Annotated in this window: 16 protein-coding genes; 14 read left to right on the forward strand and 2 right to left on the reverse strand. The window is 63.3% G+C overall.

Annotated features, from left to right (window positions below):
* Positions 1-90: 90 nt before the first annotated feature.
* From VSX56_RS15610 to VSX56_RS15635, 6 genes are all read left to right on the forward strand, one after another.
* The gene (locus VSX56_RS15610) at positions 91-939 is read left to right on the forward strand and encodes a substrate-binding periplasmic protein (protein WP_350938478.1); all 849 of its coding nucleotides are present in this window, start codon (positions 91-93) and stop codon (positions 937-939) included.
* 74 nt (positions 940-1,013) lie between these two features.
* Entirely contained in the window at positions 1,014-1,691 is a 678-nt protein-coding gene (locus VSX56_RS15615; RefSeq protein ID WP_339114950.1) for an amino acid ABC transporter permease, read from the forward strand.
* A 1-nt stretch (position 1,692) separates the two neighbouring features.
* Entirely contained in the window at positions 1,693-2,367 is a 675-nt protein-coding gene (locus tag VSX56_RS15620; protein ID WP_339114949.1) for an amino acid ABC transporter permease, read from the forward strand.
* Between the two features lie 9 nt (positions 2,368-2,376).
* Positions 2,377-3,399 carry an NAD-dependent epimerase/dehydratase family protein gene (locus VSX56_RS15625; protein WP_350938481.1) on the forward strand — a complete coding sequence of 341 codons (1,023 nt, stop codon included), beginning with the start codon at positions 2,377-2,379 and terminating at the stop codon, positions 3,397-3,399.
* Positions 3,386-4,141, forward strand: a complete 756-nt coding sequence (locus VSX56_RS15630; protein WP_350938483.1) for an amino acid ABC transporter ATP-binding protein — start codon at positions 3,386-3,388, stop codon at positions 4,139-4,141. Before VSX56_RS15625 ends, VSX56_RS15630 begins: the two co-directional genes overlap by 14 nt.
* Positions 4,138-4,917, forward strand: a complete 780-nt coding sequence (locus VSX56_RS15635) for an SDR family NAD(P)-dependent oxidoreductase (protein WP_350938485.1) — start codon at positions 4,138-4,140, stop codon at positions 4,915-4,917. The genes VSX56_RS15630 and VSX56_RS15635 overlap by 4 nt, the downstream gene beginning before the upstream one ends.
* 65 nt (positions 4,918-4,982) lie before the next feature.
* On the opposite strand, the gene VSX56_RS15640 is transcribed toward VSX56_RS15635, so the two are convergent.
* Positions 4,983-6,353 (reverse strand): aminotransferase, encoded by a 1,371-nt coding sequence (locus VSX56_RS15640; protein WP_350938487.1) that lies wholly within the window; start codon positions 6,351-6,353, stop codon positions 4,983-4,985.
* 284 nt (positions 6,354-6,637) lie between these two features.
* Between VSX56_RS15640 and VSX56_RS15645 the strand changes: the two genes are divergently transcribed.
* The 3 genes from VSX56_RS15645 to VSX56_RS15655 all read left to right on the forward strand — a co-directional run bounded on the left by VSX56_RS15645 (position 6,638) and on the right by VSX56_RS15655 (position 10,230).
* Positions 6,638-7,705 (forward strand): AbrB family transcriptional regulator, encoded by a 1,068-nt coding sequence (locus VSX56_RS15645; protein WP_350938489.1) that lies wholly within the window; start codon positions 6,638-6,640, stop codon positions 7,703-7,705.
* Positions 7,706-7,776: 71 nt separating this feature from the next.
* Complete coding sequence (locus VSX56_RS15650) at positions 7,777-9,261, forward strand: aldehyde dehydrogenase (protein WP_339114943.1); 1,485 nt, start codon at positions 7,777-7,779, stop codon at positions 9,259-9,261.
* Between the two features lie 18 nt (positions 9,262-9,279).
* Positions 9,280-10,230 (forward strand): NAD(P)-dependent oxidoreductase, encoded by a 951-nt coding sequence (locus VSX56_RS15655; protein WP_350938491.1) that lies wholly within the window; start codon positions 9,280-9,282, stop codon positions 10,228-10,230.
* Here VSX56_RS15655 and VSX56_RS15660 read toward each other — a convergent pair.
* Positions 10,227-10,985, reverse strand: a complete 759-nt coding sequence (locus tag VSX56_RS15660) for an IclR family transcriptional regulator (RefSeq protein WP_350938493.1) — start codon at positions 10,983-10,985, stop codon at positions 10,227-10,229. The two genes, VSX56_RS15655 and VSX56_RS15660, sit on opposite strands and share 4 nt — an antisense overlap.
* A gap of 180 nt (positions 10,986-11,165) precedes the next feature.
* Here VSX56_RS15660 and VSX56_RS15665 point away from each other — a divergent pair, with 180 nt between their 5' ends.
* The 5 genes from VSX56_RS15665 (at position 11,166) to VSX56_RS15685 (ending at position 15,397) form a co-directional block, all read left to right on the forward strand.
* On the forward strand, positions 11,166-12,332 hold the full coding sequence (locus VSX56_RS15665) for an extracellular solute-binding protein (RefSeq protein ID WP_349295631.1): 1,167 nt from the start codon (positions 11,166-11,168) through the stop codon (positions 12,330-12,332).
* Between the two features lie 83 nt (positions 12,333-12,415).
* Entirely contained in the window at positions 12,416-13,375 is a 960-nt protein-coding gene (locus VSX56_RS15670) for an ABC transporter ATP-binding protein (RefSeq protein WP_350938496.1), read from the forward strand.
* On the forward strand, positions 13,372-13,530 hold the full coding sequence (locus tag VSX56_RS15675) for a hypothetical protein (RefSeq protein WP_350938498.1): 159 nt from the start codon (positions 13,372-13,374) through the stop codon (positions 13,528-13,530). The genes VSX56_RS15670 and VSX56_RS15675 overlap by 4 nt, the downstream gene beginning before the upstream one ends.
* Positions 13,527-14,534, forward strand: coding sequence for an ABC transporter permease (locus VSX56_RS15680; RefSeq protein WP_339114937.1), 1,008 nt, complete (start codon positions 13,527-13,529; stop codon positions 14,532-14,534). The genes VSX56_RS15675 and VSX56_RS15680 overlap by 4 nt, the downstream gene beginning before the upstream one ends.
* Positions 14,531-15,397: an ABC transporter permease gene (locus tag VSX56_RS15685; protein WP_339114936.1), complete on the forward strand. Its 867-nt coding sequence runs from the start codon at positions 14,531-14,533 to the stop codon at positions 15,395-15,397. The genes VSX56_RS15680 and VSX56_RS15685 overlap by 4 nt, the downstream gene beginning before the upstream one ends.
* Positions 15,398-15,422: the final 25 nt, after the last annotated feature.

Below are 15,422 nucleotides of genomic sequence, written 5' to 3' on the forward strand. Positions count from 1 at the left end.
AGCCGGAAGCCCTGCTTCCGTCTCTGGCCCCGCTCCCCGCAGGGCCCAAAAGCAAGAACCTTCTCTCCAATCCAACCCAACAGGGAAATCATGAAAAAATCTCTCTATGCTCTCGCCCTCGCCTCGGTCATGGCTGTGCCCTCCTTCGCAATGGCCGATGAACACCCCGCAGACCAGCCGCTGCTCGTGGGCTCCGATTTCGGCGTGGCCCCGTGGATGATGCGCTCCGTCGACGGCCCCGAGGGCTTCGGCTATGACATGATCCAGGATATCGCCAAGCGCATTGGTCGGCCGTCGGCCGAGGTGAATGACATCGCCTTCTCGGGTCTTTTCGCCGCGCTGCTGTCGGGCCGTATCGAGATGACGGCAAACCCGCTCAACATCACCGCCGAGCGTGCCAAGACCATGCTCTATACCGAGCCCTTCATGGCCACCGGTAACGGCTTCATCACCGCCAAGGGCGAGAAGATCGCAAGCCTCGAGGACCTCAAGAGCAAGGTTCTGGCCGTGAACCGCGGCACCACGCAGGACAAGTGGGGCACCGAGAATGCCGAGAAATACGGCTTCACCGTGCAGCGTTTCGACAGCTTCCCCGATTCCGTTCAGGCCGTGATCACCCATCGGGCCTTTGCCGCCGCCAACGAGATCCCGACCGCCTCCTATGCGGCCTCCAAGAACCCCGCCATCGAGCTGGCATATTCCGATTATGACGGGCGGATGTTCGGCTATGCCTTCCGCAAGGAAGACGTTGCCTATCGCGACAAGGTCGAGACCGCGCTCGAATGCATGAAAGAGGATGGCACGCTCAAGAAGCTCTATAACAAATGGTATGGCGGCGAGCTGCCCGCAGACAGCCCGCTCCTGACCGTCTATCCGGGCTTCGGTGCACCGGGCTTCGAGGGCTATGACGAGAAACCCCACGAGCTGGACTGCAAGTAATCGCGCAGACCTTATGGCCAGAGCCCGTCAGGCTCTGGCCCTCCCCCCACAAGACTGGCGACGACTGAAAACCAATGGATAAACTCGCGCAAAATTTCTTCAATACCGAGGTGATGCTCGCGGCGCTGCCATCGGTCTTCCAGGGCTTCCTCATCACGATCGAGGTTTCTTTCGCCATCATCGCCATCGGGCTTGTGCTCGGCATGGCGCTGGCCCTATTACGTCTGACCGGATCGCGGCTCCTGAGCGCGCTGGTTACGGCGTGGATCGAGATCTTCCGCACCCTGCCGCAGCTCGTGATCCTGATCTTCCTCTTCTTCGCGCTGCCCTATGCGGGGATCGCGCTCTCGCCCTTCGTGGCTACGGCCTTTGCGCTCGGCTTCGTGCTCTCGGCCTTTTGCGCCGAGATCTTCACCGCCTCCATCATGGCGCTGCCCAAGGGCCAGTGGGAGGCCGCCCATGCGTTGGGTTTCGGCACCTTCCGCACGCTCTGGCTGATCATCCTGCCGCAATCGGTGCGGCTCGCCACGCCGCTTGTGACGAACCGCGTGATCGCCGTCACCAAAGGCTCGGCGCTCGGCACGGCGGTCTCGCTCAATGACACGCTGGGCTCGGCCGAGAGCATCATGTCGATCACCGCGAACCCCTCCCCGCTGATGCTGGCCGCCGCCTTCTATCTGGCGTTCTATATACCGCTCGTCGCCTGTTCCCGCTGGCTCGAACGCCGCGCCAGCTCGCACAAAGGAGCCTGATATGGAACTCTTCCTCGCGAATTTCGCCAATATCGACTCCCTGAAACAGACATGGCCGCTTCTGGCCCAGGGCCTTGTGGTGACCATGCAGCTGGTGCTTGTCTGCCTGCCGCTTGCCGCGCTATCGGGTCTTCTGGTGGGGGTGCTCTATTCCTTCGCCCCGCCTGCCGCCCGCCGTATTCTGGTGATCGTGATCGACCTTCTGCGCTCGTTCCCCGTGCTGGTCCTGCTGATCGTCATCTATTACAGCCTGCCCTCGGTCGGCATCAAGATCTCGGCCTTCTCTGCCGTGGTGCTGGCACTTGTGCTCAACAATACCGGCTATTTCGGCGAGATCTTCCGCGCGGGGCTTGTCTCACTCGACAAGGGCCAGACCGAGGCCGCGCAGGCGCTCGGTTTCGGTCCGATCCGCATGATGATCTGGATCCTGTTACCGCAGGCCCTGCGCCGGGTGGCGGCCCCTTGTGCCTCCAACGCGCTCGAGCTGGCCAAAGGCACTTCGATCGCCTCGATCGTGGCGCTGCCGGAACTCCTGCGCTCGGCCAATGTGGCCCAGCAACAGGTCTATAACCCGACGCCGCTCACCGCGACCGCGATCATCTTCTTCGTGCTCCTATGGCCCTTCTCGCGCTGGGTCTCGGTGCTCGAACGCCGCGCGATCATCCGTCGGGGCTGAGCGATGTCCATGCCGATAACGCCCCGGACACCGGCCATTGCCATCATCGGCGGCGCAGGCTTCATCGGCCTCGCCTGTGCCGAGGCGGCACGCGCCATGGGCTGCCGCGTGGCCCTGCTGGATCTGGCGCCGCCTCCCGCCGGATGGCTGACCCATCCCGCGCTGGCGGGTGCCAGCTTCCATCCTTGCGATCTGCGCGACCCGGCCTCCTTGCAGACGGCGCTGGCCGAGGCACAGCCCGATCTGGTGCTCCATCTCGCGGCCCTCACCCCCGATGCAGCCCAGATCCGCCAGAGCGCGGACCGGATCGTGGCGCTCAATGTCGCGGGTATCGCCACCGCGATGACGGCGGCCGCCGATTTCGGGATCCCCCGCTTCGCAATGACCTCCTCCGTCGCGCTTTACGGCACCAAAGGCCCCTGGCCCGAACAGAGCACCCTCACGGAAGACGGCCCGCTCTGCCCCGACAGCCTTTACGGACTGACCCGCGGTGCCGCCGAGGATCTGGCCCGCCTTCTGGCGCCCGAATTCGGCCTCTCGCTGCAGATCCTGCGGCTCGGTCCGGTCTTCGGGCCTTGGGAACGGGCGGGGGCCACGCGCCCCAATCTCTCGCCCCATGCCCAAATCGAGGCGCTGGCACAGGACGGCCTCCCCGCCACGCTGCCCCACGAGATGCGCGCCGACTGGCTCTATTCGCGCGATGCGGGCGAGATCATTGCCGGCCTCCTGTGCCTCTGGCCCGAAACCGGAACGGACGGGACCGTCTTCAATATCGGCGCGGGCCAGCTCTCGAGCCCTGCCGACTGGGCGGCGCTCACCGGCCTGCCGCCCGTGCGGATCGATGCGCATGCGCCCAGCGTGACCGCGCGCATGGCCCAAGGCCGCCCGCCCCTCGACACCGTCCGCAGCCTGCGCGCCCTCCAGCGCCCCGCCGCGAGCCGCTCCCTTGCCGCCGCCGCCGAGGATTACCTCCGTTGGCGCGCGGACTTCCCCGACACCGACACTCCGGAGACCGTATATGCCCGCTTCTGATACCGCGACAGACCCGCTCATCAAGGTTCAGGGCCTCTCGAAGTTCTATGACAAGTTCCAGGCCCTCAAAGAGATCACCCTCGACGTCCCAAAAGGCCGCAAAGTCGTCATCTGTGGCCCCTCGGGCTCCGGTAAATCGACACTGATCCGCTGTATCAACGGGCTCGAGAAATTTCAGGACGGGCTCATCCGCGTCGGCGATAACGAGCTGACCTCTTCGGGGCGCGGCGTCGACAAGGTGCGCCGCCGCGTGGGCATGGTGTTCCAGCATTTCAACCTCTTCCCGCATCTGAGTGTGCTCGACAATCTCACCGTCGCCCCGCGCCGGATCGGCAAGGTGCCCAAAGCCGAGGCCGAGGACCGCGCGATGTATTATCTCGAACGCGTCCGCATCGCCGATCACGCGCATAAGGTTCCGAGCCAGCTTTCGGGCGGCCAGCAGCAGCGTGTGGCCATCGCCCGCGCCCTGTGCATGGAGCCCGAGGCGATGCTGTTCGACGAGCCGACTTCGGCGCTCGACCCCGAGATGATCGGCGAGGTGCTCGATGTGATCACCGATCTGGCCGCGGGCGGGATGACCATGATCTGCGTCACCCACGAGATGGGTTTTGCCCGCAAGGTCGCCGACGAGATTGTCTTCATGGATCAGGGCGCCATTCTCGAACGCCGTCCGCCCGAGGATTTCTTCACCGCCCCGCGCCATCCCCGCGCCAAGGCCTTCCTCGAACGGATCATCCGGTGAGCCGCCTGAACGGGCTGACCGCCCTTGTGACCGGTGCCTCATCGGGGATCGGTCGCGCCATCGCGCTGCGTCTGGCCTCCGAAGGCGCCACCACCATCGCCGCCGATGTGACCGAGCATGTGGTCGAGGGCGGCGATCCCGTGCGCGCGCCCCTGCGCGCCCTGTCACCGGCCAATGAGTTCGCACGCCTCGATGTGCGCGATCCTCTGGCCACACAGGATCTGGTCCGCGGGATTGCCGCGCGTCACGGACGGCTCGATATCGTGGTGACCTCGGCCATGGTGCCGGGGGGACGGGCGCTGCCCGATACCGATCTGGCCGAGTGGGAGCGGGTCACCTCGGTCAATCTGACGGGTGTCTATGTCACGCTGCAGGCCAGCCTGTGCCAGATGCTGGCGCAGGATCCGCGTGGCCCCGAGGGCGAGCGTGGACGGATCATCAATATCGGCTCGCAGCACGGGATGATCGCCTCGCCGCGCTCCTTCGCCTATGGCGTCTCGAAAGCGGCCGTGCTGCAGATGACCCGCCAGATCGCGGCCGATCATGCCGCCGACGGCATCGTGTGCAACGCCGTCTCGCCGGGCAAGATCCTGACCGGTAAGAGCGGCCCTGCAGTCAGCGAGGAGGCGATGGCCTATTCGCGCGCCCGCACGCCCTCGCCCCGTCTGGGCCAGCCGCGCGATGTGGCCGAGGCCGTGGCCTTCCTCGCGGCGCCCGAGACGCAATTCATCAACGGGCATAACCTTCTGGTCGATGGCGGCTGGATGGCCGCCTGACCCCGATCGGTTTCTCCGTCATCCCCTACGCCCGCCGCACGGGCGTAGGGGCGTTTCCTGTGCGCTCAGAGCGCGGCATGCGCCTCGTCGAGCGCGGCCTTGAGACGGGTAAACATCTCGCCCACCTCGGCCTCGGTGATGATCTGCGGCGGGGCGAGTGCGATCCGGTTGCCGATCAGGCGGGTGATCAGCCCGTGTTTGCGGGTCAGCCGGTCGAGCATCGGCATCACAGCCAGCGCCGGATCATGTATCGCACGGGTCTTCTTGTCGGCCACCACCTCGAGCGCACCGATCAGGCCGACACCATCGATATTACCGACCAGCGGATGGTCTTCCAGCGCCTTGAACCCGCCAAGGAAGGCGGACTCGAGCGATTTCACATGGGCCACCAGATCCATCTCCTCGTAGATCGTCAGCACCTCATGGGCCACGGCGCAGGCCACCGGATGTCCGCTATAGGTATAGCCATGGGTGAAGCTGCCACGCTTGTCGGACTGGGCCATCATCCCCTCGAACACGCGCTCGCCCACGATCACCGCCGAGATCGGGATTACCGCCGCCGAAAGCGCCTTGGCGCAGCAGATCAGGTCAGGCTTGATCCCGTAGGTCTGGCTCCCCCACATCTCGCCCGTGCGGGCAAAGCCGCAGATGACCTCATCGGCCACGAAAAGCACTCCATATTTGTCGAGAACCGCCTGAACCTTCTCGAAATATCCGGCGGGCGGGGTGATGGCGCCGCCCGAGCCCATGACCGGCTCCGCCCAGAAGGCCGCTACCGTCTCGGGGCCCTCGCGCAGGATCAGCTCCTCGATCTCGTTGGCAAGGCGGGTGGAAAACTCCTGCTCGCTCTCGCCCTCTTCGGCCTTGCGGTAGTAATAGGGTTGGGTGACATAGTGGAACTCGCTGAAGGGCAGCCCGTAGCCCTCATGGAACTTCACCTTGCCGGTCAGGCAGGAGGTCAGCGTGCCAGTGCCGTGATAGCCCTCGTGACGCGAGATGATCTTGCGGCGCTGCGGGGCGCCCATCGCATCCCAGTAATACCACACGAGCTTGAGTGCGGTGTCATTGGCCTCCGTGCCCGAGGATTGCAGCAGGATCTTGTCCATGCCGTCGGGCGCGATATCGGCCAGTTTCGAGCAAAGCTGGGCCGCCTGCGGCGTGCCTGAGCCGCGGAAGTTGTGGTAATAGCCCAGATCGGTGATCGCCTGCTTGGCCACCTCGGCCAGACGCGCGTTGCCAAAGCCCAGCGACGAACACCAGAGCGCCGCGGCCCCTTCGATATAGCCCTTGCCCGTCTCATCAAAAACCTGAATGCCCTCGCCACGCACCAGCAACTCGTTCGGGCCGGTTTCCAGATGTTTACGCAGGTTGGTATGCGGGTGGATCTGATGGGCCGCATCCATCGCGGCCACGGAATTCAGCAGGGGTTTATTCATCAAGACAGCCTTTCAACACTGTGCCGGAATCGGGGGCGACGCGTCAGGATATGGCGCGAAAACGTTTAGTATTATTCTATTGGGCAGAACACTATTTCCATAAATAGAACATCGCCCTTTTCGTTCGTCAAGCAGCATGGCGCCTTTCCGGTGCAGGATATTCGTCACTGCCTCGAAGTTAGGCTCTTGTCAGCCCAAGGGAATATTGTTCTATTTAACATAACTAAGTTCTATCTAGTAGAATATTTCCAGTAACGACGCCCGCGCGGCGCAGGAGACGCTTCGTGGTGACATTCTGGAAGATCCTTCTGGTTCTGACGGCTGCAGGTGGCGGCGGCGCATTGGCGACCGCCGCCCATATCCCGCTCGGCTGGCTGATCGGCGCCTTGCTTGTCAGCACGGGATTCACGCTGGCGGGGATGACGATCCGCATCGACCGTATCCGCGCCTACGGGCTGGTGGTGCTGGGGCTCTCGCTGGGTCAAAGCTTCACTCCCGAGATCATGGCCCAACTGATTGCCTATCTGCCGCTGATCCTCGCCTGTGGCCTCTTCACGCTGCTCTCCGGCCTGCTGTTCACGGGCCTGTTCACAAAGGGCGCGGAGCTTGATGCTTCGACGGCGTTTTTCTGCACCATACCGGGGGGCGTCGTGCTGATGGCCGTGCAGGCACAGCGGGCGGGCGCATCGGAGGCGCATGTGGTGCTCGCACAGACCGTGCGGCTCGGCGTGGTCGTGCTCAGCTATCCGGTGCTGCTGCATGTCTTCCTGCCCGATCACACCCGCGACGCGGTTGCGGCCGCGGTGGGCGGAACACAGGCCTACACACCGGCCGATCTCCTCTGGGTCGCCCTCCTGCTGGCAGGCGGGGTGGGCGTGGCGCATCTGGCGCGCCGCAGCTTCCTGCCCAACCCGTGGATGATCGCGCCCTGCCTCTTCGCCATCGCGCTGCAGCAGACGGATCTCGATCCGGTGACCCTGCCGCATTGGATCGTGACCGTCTGCCAGATCATTCTCGGTGTCTCGCTGGGCGCGCGGATGGTCCCCGATTTTCTGCGCCGCTCCTTGCGGCTGGTGGTGGTCTCGGCGGTCTCCACCCTCTGTCTTACCGTGCTTCTGGTCCTGGCCGCGCTGGCGATGGCGCGGATAAGCACCATGGACGAGGCCGCGCTGCTCTTCGGCATGTCCCCAGGCGGCATGCCGGAAATGACGGTGGCCGCGCGCGCCATGGGGGTCTCTGTGCCACTGGTGCTGAGCTTCCACCTCACCCGCATCCTGCTGGCCAATCTCATGCTCGAACCGTTCTGGCACATACTGAGCCGCCTTCTGGCACGTTGTGGCGCTAAGCCCTGACCCCGTTTGACATTCCGCTCTTGCACGGAGCCTCACATTCCTGCCCCATAGGGCACATGAAGGACGATGACATGACCCTGCTGACCGTTGAGAACTTTATCGATGGCGCATCCTGCCCCGCGCAATCTGGCGCGTGGCTCGAATGCGACAATCCCTATGAAGCCGCGCCTTGGGGTCGCATTCCGCGCTCGGATGCGGCGGATGTGGAACTGGCCGTGGCCGCCGCGCACCGAGCGTTCAAAGACCCCGCATGGGGCGGGCTGACCGCCACGAAGCGCGCGGCACTCATGAACCGTATGGCCGATGTGATCACCGCCCATGCCGAGGAACTGGCGCGCATCGAGACCCGCGACAACGGCAAGACCTACAAGGAGATGCTGGCGCAGCTCAGGCGCATCCCCGAATGGTATCGCTTCTATGCGGGGCTCTGCGACAAGATCAACGGCGCGGTCCTGCCCACCGAGAACCCCGATATGATGAACTATACCCGCCACGAGCCGCTGGGGGTCATCGCGATGATCACGCCGTGGAATTCGCCGCTGATGCTACTCAGCTGGAAGCTGGCACCGGCGCTGGCGGCGGGCAATGTGGCAGTGGTGAAACCGTCGGAATATACCTCTGCCTCTGCCGTGCGCTTTGCCCAGATCGTGACCGAGGAGGCCGGGCTTCCGGCGGGCGTGCTGAATATCGTGACGGGTCTCGGGGCCGAGGCCGGTGCCGCGCTGACCCGCCACCCCGGGATCGCCAAGGTGGCCTTTACCGGCGGCATTGGCGGCGGGCGTCAGGCCTATATGGCCGCCGCCCATAACCTGCGCCCCGCGACGCTGGAACTGGGCGGGAAATCCCCCAACATCGTCTTCGCCGATGCCGATCTCGAGCAGGCCGCCCGCGGCGTGGTGCAGGGCATCTTCGGCTCGGGCGGGCAAAGCTGTGTGGCGGGCTCGCGGGCACTGGTGCATGTGTCGGTCTATGACCGCGTCCTGACACGCATCACGGAGTTGGCGGACAAGATCCGCCTCGGCGATCCGATGTCGCCTGACACCGATATCGGCCCTGTCGCCAACAGGGCGCAATTTGACCGCATCATGACCTGTATCTCTTGGGCAAAGGAAGATGGCGCCCGCCTTCTGTGCGGGGGCGGGGCGGTGGCCGACCCGAAGGGCGGTGCGGCGCTGTTTGTCGCCCCCACCATTTTCGCCGATGTCGATCCCGCCTCGCGCATCGCGCAGGAAGAGGTCTTCGGCCCCGTCCTGTCGGTGATCCCCTTCGAGACCGAGGCGCAGGCGGTCGAGATCGCCAATGGCACGGCCTTCGGTCTGGGCGCCGGCCTCTGGACCCGCGATATCGCCCGCGTCCACAAGATCGCCGCCCGGATCGAGGCTGGCACCATCTGGGTCAACAGCTATAAAGGCGGCTCGCATATCTCGCCCTTTGGCGGCTTCAAAGCCTCCGGCATCGGTCGCGAAGGCGGTGTCGAGATGATCCATGACTATCTCCAGACCAAGAGCGTCTGGATCAATCTCGCCGATGAGGCGCCCTACCCTTTCCCACTCTGAACCCTTGAAAGAAAATCCATGACAGCCGATCGCCACCCCGTTATCGCCAACCAGATCGATGCCGAATTCGGCCGCTTTCTGGCCGCTCTGCCGCAAGCACCACAGGTGATCGATTGTCTGGATGCCGACCGCCCCTTCGATGTGCCCACCGAGGCGGAAATCCTCGTCACGCGCAATATCCCGGGCTGGAAACAGGCCCCCGCCCACCTGGACCTGCCCGCACTGAAATGGGTGCAGACCTTCTCGGCGGGGATCGAGGTCTATCCCGACTGGTTGAAAAAGGACCGGATCCTCAGCTGCGGGCGCGGACTGACCGCACCCCAGATCGCCGAATATGTGATGGCGGCGATGCTCCTGATGGTGAAGGATCTGGCCGGTGCGGTGGTGCATGGCCCATCCGACTGGGGACCGCGCAATCTTGGCACGCTCGAGGGCGGCAGTGTCGGTATCATCGGCTACGGCGCCATCGGCTCGGAGATCGCGCGACGCGCGCTGGCCTTCGGCATGGAGGTGCGCGCCTGCCGCCGTGGCCCGTGGGACAGCCCCGAGGAAGGGGTTATCGCCTGTGCCTCGCCACAAGAGGTGGCGCAAGCCTCCGATCATATCGTGCTGGCCGCGCCACTGACACCCGAGACGGAAGGCATGGTCAACGAAGCCTTTCTGGCAGGGGCCAAGAGAGGCTGTCATATCATCAATATCGCACGCGGCGGGCTCGTCGATGACGCAGCCCTTCTGGCCGCGCTCGGGGATGGCACGGTTGCGCGTGCCACGCTGGATGTGACCACGCCCGAGCCCCTGACGGATGGCCACCCCTATTACGGCCATCCCAATGTGCTGCTGACCCCGCATCAATCCTTCAGGGGCGGGTCCGAGCGGGCGCGGTTCGAGCGCAAGATGGCCTTCAATCTGGCGGCCTATCTGTCAGGAAACCCGATGAGGGATGTGGTGGATCTGGTGCGCGGCTATTAGAGCCGCCCTTCCCAGAGTTCATAGAACCGCGCGCCGAGCGAGGCGCAGGCCGTGGCGGCCCCCGCCATGAGGATCGGCTGGATCTCGTCGATCTTGGCCTCGGTCAGCCGCGCGGCGGGCCCCGAGACCGTCATCGCTCCGAGCATCGCCCCGTCCGCCCCGAAGATCGGCACCGAGAGCCCCGCGATCCCCGGCCCGCGCTCGCCCACCGAAACGGCAGGCAGCTCGTTGAGGATATCCAGAGGCGCGGGCTCGTCGCCGCGCATCATGTCATAGTCGATGAAAACATGGCTGGGAGCGCCCTTGCCGATATCCACCGCATCGCCCTCCGCGACATGTTCGCGCAGCAGTTCATTGCAGTCCTCGCGGAACAGACAGACCCGCTTCTGCCCCTCGCGCCGGAAGAAGGAGGCGCTCTCTCCTGTCACTGCCACGAGCTTTTGCAGGACCGGACGGATCTCGCCCTCGAGGCTGAAGGTCGACTGGTAGATCCGCCCGACGCGGAAGGCCTCGGGACCGATGACATAGGTCTTGTCGGCGCTGATACGCAGATAGCCCGCCGATTGCAGCGACACCAGAAGCCGCAGCACCGAGCTTTTCACCAGCCCCGTGCGAGCGCTGATATCGCCCAGAGACAGGCGCTTTGTCGTCGAGTCGAAGAGGCTGAGGATACGCAGCGCCTTGTCCACCGCCTCCACGCCTTTCGTCTTCAGCTTGGCGGGTGCCTGATAGCCACTTTTTTGATCCGCTGACACTTCCGATCCTCCGACATGAGAGAAATTGCCGATTTCGCTTCCGGCAAACTTGACGTGCTCACTTCCATTTTTCATCATTCTATTATGCAGCAAGACATTTCACCAGATAGAATATTATAATACCGCAAAATAATCGCCCTCAACGGCTCCGGTGCTTGCTGTTCCAACATGGAGATATTGATGACCAAGACGCACACTCCCACCAGCACCTCCCTCACCGCCGCCGCCGCGCGCAGTTTCAACCGCCGGACCCTCCTGAGCACGGCGCTTGCCGCAGGTGCCGCCACGATAGCCGCGCCGCTTTACGTCAAACGTGCCTTTGCCGCCAGTGGCGAGCTGAACCTTCTGTGCTGGTCCGACGAGCTGCCCGAGGAGGTGATGTCGGGCTTCACGGAAGCCACCGGCATCAAGGTGAACAAGACCCCCTTCTCCTCGAACGAGGAAGCCATCAACAAGATGCAATCGACCTTCGGCGAAGGGTTCGATCTTGTGATGCCGTCGTTCAACCGTGCTTCGGAGTTCAAGTATATCGAAGCGCTTCAAGCCTTTGATGAAGATCGCATAGATCTGTCGGCCTATCAGCCGTCGATCCTGAAAGCCTCGACCGGTCTGTGGACGTGGGACGATGGGCTTTATCACATCCCCCATGTCTGGGGCACCGAGGGGCTGTCCTTCAACACTTCGACCGGCATCGATTACGCGCAAGCGAGCTATGGTCTGCTGTGGGAGCCCGACTATGCGGGCAAGGCGCAGGTTCGCCCGACCTCGGCGCTTCTCGGTCTGGGCCTGTGGCTTGATGCGACAGGCCAGGTGCCCTCGAACCGCATGCTCGATTGCTACAAAGATCAGGAGACGATGCGCAAGATCTACGACCAGATCTTCGCCTATGCGGTCGAGCGCAAGGGGAATTTCAAGCAGTTCTGGGACAGCGCGGACAGCATTCGTTCGGGATTTGCGCAAAATGGCTGCGTGATTGGCCAGACATGGGATGGTCCGGTGAAATCCATGGCCAAGGATGGCGAGCCGGTGGTATTCATGGCGCCACAGGAAGGCGCACTGACATGGATGGACGGCTTCGCGATGTCGGCTGCGGCCCGCAATATCGACGAGGTCTATGCCTTCTTCGACTATATCCTGAAACCCGAGACTGCAGGCAAGATCGCCTCTGATGGCGGCTACAGCCCCTCGGTGGCGGGTGCGGATGAATATATGACCGCCGAGGACAAGAAGCTGTTCCAGGCCGCCTATCCCGAGGACGCACTCGACAAGCTCTGGTGGTATCCGGCCAGCCCCGAATGGTTCAACCCGATCCGCAACGACTATGCGGAACGCTTCAAGGTCTCCTGAGCCACTCCCCGTCCCCAGACTGGCCGATCCGTCGCAGCCCCTGCGGCGGGCCGGCATCTTTTTCCTCAAAGAGAGCGGACCCCATGACGAGTGCAATCGAACTCGAGCAGGTGGAGATCACCTTCGGCAGCTTCACCGCCGTCCATAAAACCGACCTCCAGATCCATGATGGCGAGTTCTTTTCCTTCCTTGGTCCGTCGGGCTGCGGCAAGACCACCCTGTTGCGCACGATCTCCGGTTTCGTGCAGCCGACCTCCGGTCAGGTGCGGATCGGCGGCAAGGATATGGCCGGGATCGGCCCCAACAAACGCCCGACCGCGCTGATCTTCCAGAACCTCGCGCTCTTCCCGATGATGACCGTGGCCGAGAATGTGGCCTATGGCCTGCGGGTGCGCGGTATGGGCAGATCCGAACGCGAGGCGCGGGCGCTGAAGCTTCTGGATCAGGTCGCCCTCTCGCCCCACGCGCATAAGAAGGTCAGCGCGCTTTCGGGCGGGCAGAAACAGCGTGTGGCGATCGCGCGTGCGCTTGCGGTCGAGCCGAAGGTGCTGCTGCTGGACGAGCCGCTTTCGGCGCTGGACCTGAAGCTGCGCCAGCATATGCGCCGCGAGCTGCGCGAGATCCAGCAGCGCGTGGGCATCACCTTCATCTATATCACCCATGATCAGGGCGAGGCGCTAAACATGTCCGACCGGATCGCGGTGATGAATGCAGGCCGGATCGAGCAGGTCGGCTCGGGCCGCGAGATCTATGCCAATCCGCGCAGCGCTTTTGTTGCTTCCTTCGTGGGCGAGAGCAATATGATCCCCGGCCGCGTGGCCGCGGTCTCCGATGGGCTCGTGCATGTCGATACGCAGGTGGGCCAGCTGACGGGCCGCATCGGTTTGGGCATGGATGGCGTGACCCCGATTGCGCTGGATGTGGGCGATCAGGCCTCGCTTTTCGTCCGCCCCGAACAGCTGAGACTGGTGCCCGCAGGGGCCGCTGGCCCAATTGCGGTTTCGGCGCCAGGGTGCGCGATCTGTCCTTCGAGGGCTCGATGACCCATCTGGAACTCGATGCGGGTCTGCCCCGCAAATGCGATGCCACCATCATGACCTCGAATGCAGGCACCCTGCCCGAGATCGGCACCGAATTAACGTTGCAATTCGATCCGCTCGATGCCGTGGTGCTCAAGTATGAAGAGGTGGCCGCGTGAACAACCTGCCGATCACCTTCATCGTAACAGCGCTGATGCTGGCGCTGTTCTTCTTCCTGATCCGCTATGATCGCCTACGCGCAACAACCGGCCATATCGGCTTTTTCAAGCGCAATGGCGGCATGGTCGGCACCTATCTGATTGTCGGCGTCGGCTTCTGGATGCTGATGACATTCCTGATGCCGATGGTCTTCATGGTGGATCTGTCCTTCCACCACAAACTGCCGCCCTCCAAGGTGGGCGGACCGGAAGATGTCTACACGCTGGACAATTACCGGATGTTCCTCTTCGGGTCGAAAACCAGCATGGACAGCCTCAACTGGCTGCATCTGCGCAGCTTCTTCATGACCATCGGGATCTCGATCCTGCTGACGCTGCTGACCTTCGCCATCAGCTACCCGCTGGCCTATTATATGGCACAGGCGGCAAGGATGCAGGTGCTGCGGCTTTTGCTGCTTTTGCTGATCATCCCCTATTGGGTCAATGACATCCTGCGCGCATTCGCCTTCCGTATCGTGATGGCCGAGAACGGGTTTCTCAACACACTCCTGCAGGGCTTGGGCCTGACGGGCGGGCCGATCGACTTTCTGGGCCAGAATATCGCGCTTTATGTGGCGCTGTGCTATTCGCATCTGCTGATCATGATCTTCCCGCTTTATAACGCGATCGAGGCGCAGGATCACAACCAGATCGAGGCCGCGCGCGACCTTGGCGCCCCTTGGTGGCATATCCACCTCTTCGTGGTCATGCCCCATGCCAAACCGGGCATCGCCTCAGGGATGACGCTGACCTTCATGCTGACAGCGGGTGCGGTTGCCACGCCCATGGTGCTTGGCGGGCCGAATTCGCTGTGGTTCACGCCCATCGTCTATGACCGTTTCTACCAGCTCTTCGACTGGCCGCAGGGGGCCGCCTACGCCATCGTCCTGCTGATCGCCTGTATGACCTTCGTCTTCGGTGTGTTGAAGATTTCTGGTCTCAAACTCGGGGAGATCACCAAATGAACCAGCAGAAAATCAATTCCGCTCTGGTCGGCATCTATCTTGTGGTGTTCTTCATCTTCCTGCTCGGGCCGCTTCTGGTGATGGCCGTCTCGGCCTTCAACACCCCGAACTACCCGCAGGTCTGGCCGATAGAAGGCGTCACACTGGACTGGTTCAGGGAGCTACTCCACGATCAGGAGATGCTCGAGGGCCTGCGTACCTCGGTGATCATCGGGATCAGCGTCTCGATCCTGTCGGTGGCAATGGGGCTGGCCGGCGCGCTGGTAATGACCCAGCTCTTCGGCACATCGCGCGCCTATTACTATTTCCTCGTTGTGGCACCGGTGCTTATTCCGGGGATCGTGCTGGGGATCGCAACGGTCGTCTTCTGGCGCGATTTTACGGGGCTTCTGGGGCTGCGCAGCCTGCTTTACAACGGGACAGTTCTGACCATTCTCGCGCAATCGAGCTTTGTGTCTTCCTATTGCATGCTGATCATTCTCGCGCGGCTCCAGCGGTTCGATATGTCGCAGGAGGAAGCGGCGCTCGATCTGGGGGCCAGCTATCCGCAGGTCTTCCGTGATGTGCTCCTCCCCTATCTGCGGCCTGCGATCCTGTCCTCGATGATGCTGGGGTTCCTCACCTCGTTCGAGAACTATAACGCGACCACTTTCGCCATCCTCGCCGACAAGACCCTGACCACCGTGCTGGCCTCGCGCGTGCGGATGGGCTCCTCGCCTACCATCTCGGCGCTGGCAACCGTCATCGTCGTTCTGACGATCATCGCGGCGCTGATGTTCGAATGGGTCAAACGCCGCGAGCAGACGCGCCAGTGGAAGTTGCAAAAGGACGCACAGGCCAGTGACCAGCTGGAAACGGCCTGAAGCCTCTTCACAAGGAATGGAAGGA

It is taken from the genome of Thioclava kandeliae (assembly GCF_040297545.1).
Lineage (GTDB): Bacteria > Pseudomonadota > Alphaproteobacteria > Rhodobacterales > Rhodobacteraceae > Thioclava > Thioclava kandeliae.

Coding starts and splice junctions, on each gene's coding strand:
- VSX56_RS15670 (WP_350938496.1), top strand. CDS start 12,416: ATGACGAGTGCAATCGAACTCGAGCAGGTGGAGATCACCTTCGGCAGC.
- VSX56_RS15675 (WP_350938498.1), top strand. CDS start 13,372: ATGACCCATCTGGAACTCGATGCGGGTCTGCCCCGCAAATGCGATGCC.
- VSX56_RS15650 (WP_339114943.1), top strand. CDS start 7,777: ATGACCCTGCTGACCGTTGAGAACTTTATCGATGGCGCATCCTGCCCC.
- VSX56_RS15685 (WP_339114936.1), top strand. CDS start 14,531: ATGAACCAGCAGAAAATCAATTCCGCTCTGGTCGGCATCTATCTTGTG.
- VSX56_RS15615 (WP_339114950.1), top strand. CDS start 1,014: ATGGATAAACTCGCGCAAAATTTCTTCAATACCGAGGTGATGCTCGCG.
- VSX56_RS15655 (WP_350938491.1), top strand. CDS start 9,280: ATGACAGCCGATCGCCACCCCGTTATCGCCAACCAGATCGATGCCGAA.
- VSX56_RS15620 (WP_339114949.1), top strand. CDS start 1,693: ATGGAACTCTTCCTCGCGAATTTCGCCAATATCGACTCCCTGAAACAG.
- VSX56_RS15630 (WP_350938483.1), top strand. CDS start 3,386: ATGCCCGCTTCTGATACCGCGACAGACCCGCTCATCAAGGTTCAGGGC.
- VSX56_RS15665 (WP_349295631.1), top strand. CDS start 11,166: ATGACCAAGACGCACACTCCCACCAGCACCTCCCTCACCGCCGCCGCC.
- VSX56_RS15610 (WP_350938478.1), top strand. CDS start 91: ATGAAAAAATCTCTCTATGCTCTCGCCCTCGCCTCGGTCATGGCTGTG.
- VSX56_RS15640 (WP_350938487.1), bottom strand. CDS start 6,353: ATGAATAAACCCCTGCTGAATTCCGTGGCCGCGATGGATGCGGCCCAT.
- VSX56_RS15625 (WP_350938481.1), top strand. CDS start 2,377: ATGCCGATAACGCCCCGGACACCGGCCATTGCCATCATCGGCGGCGCA.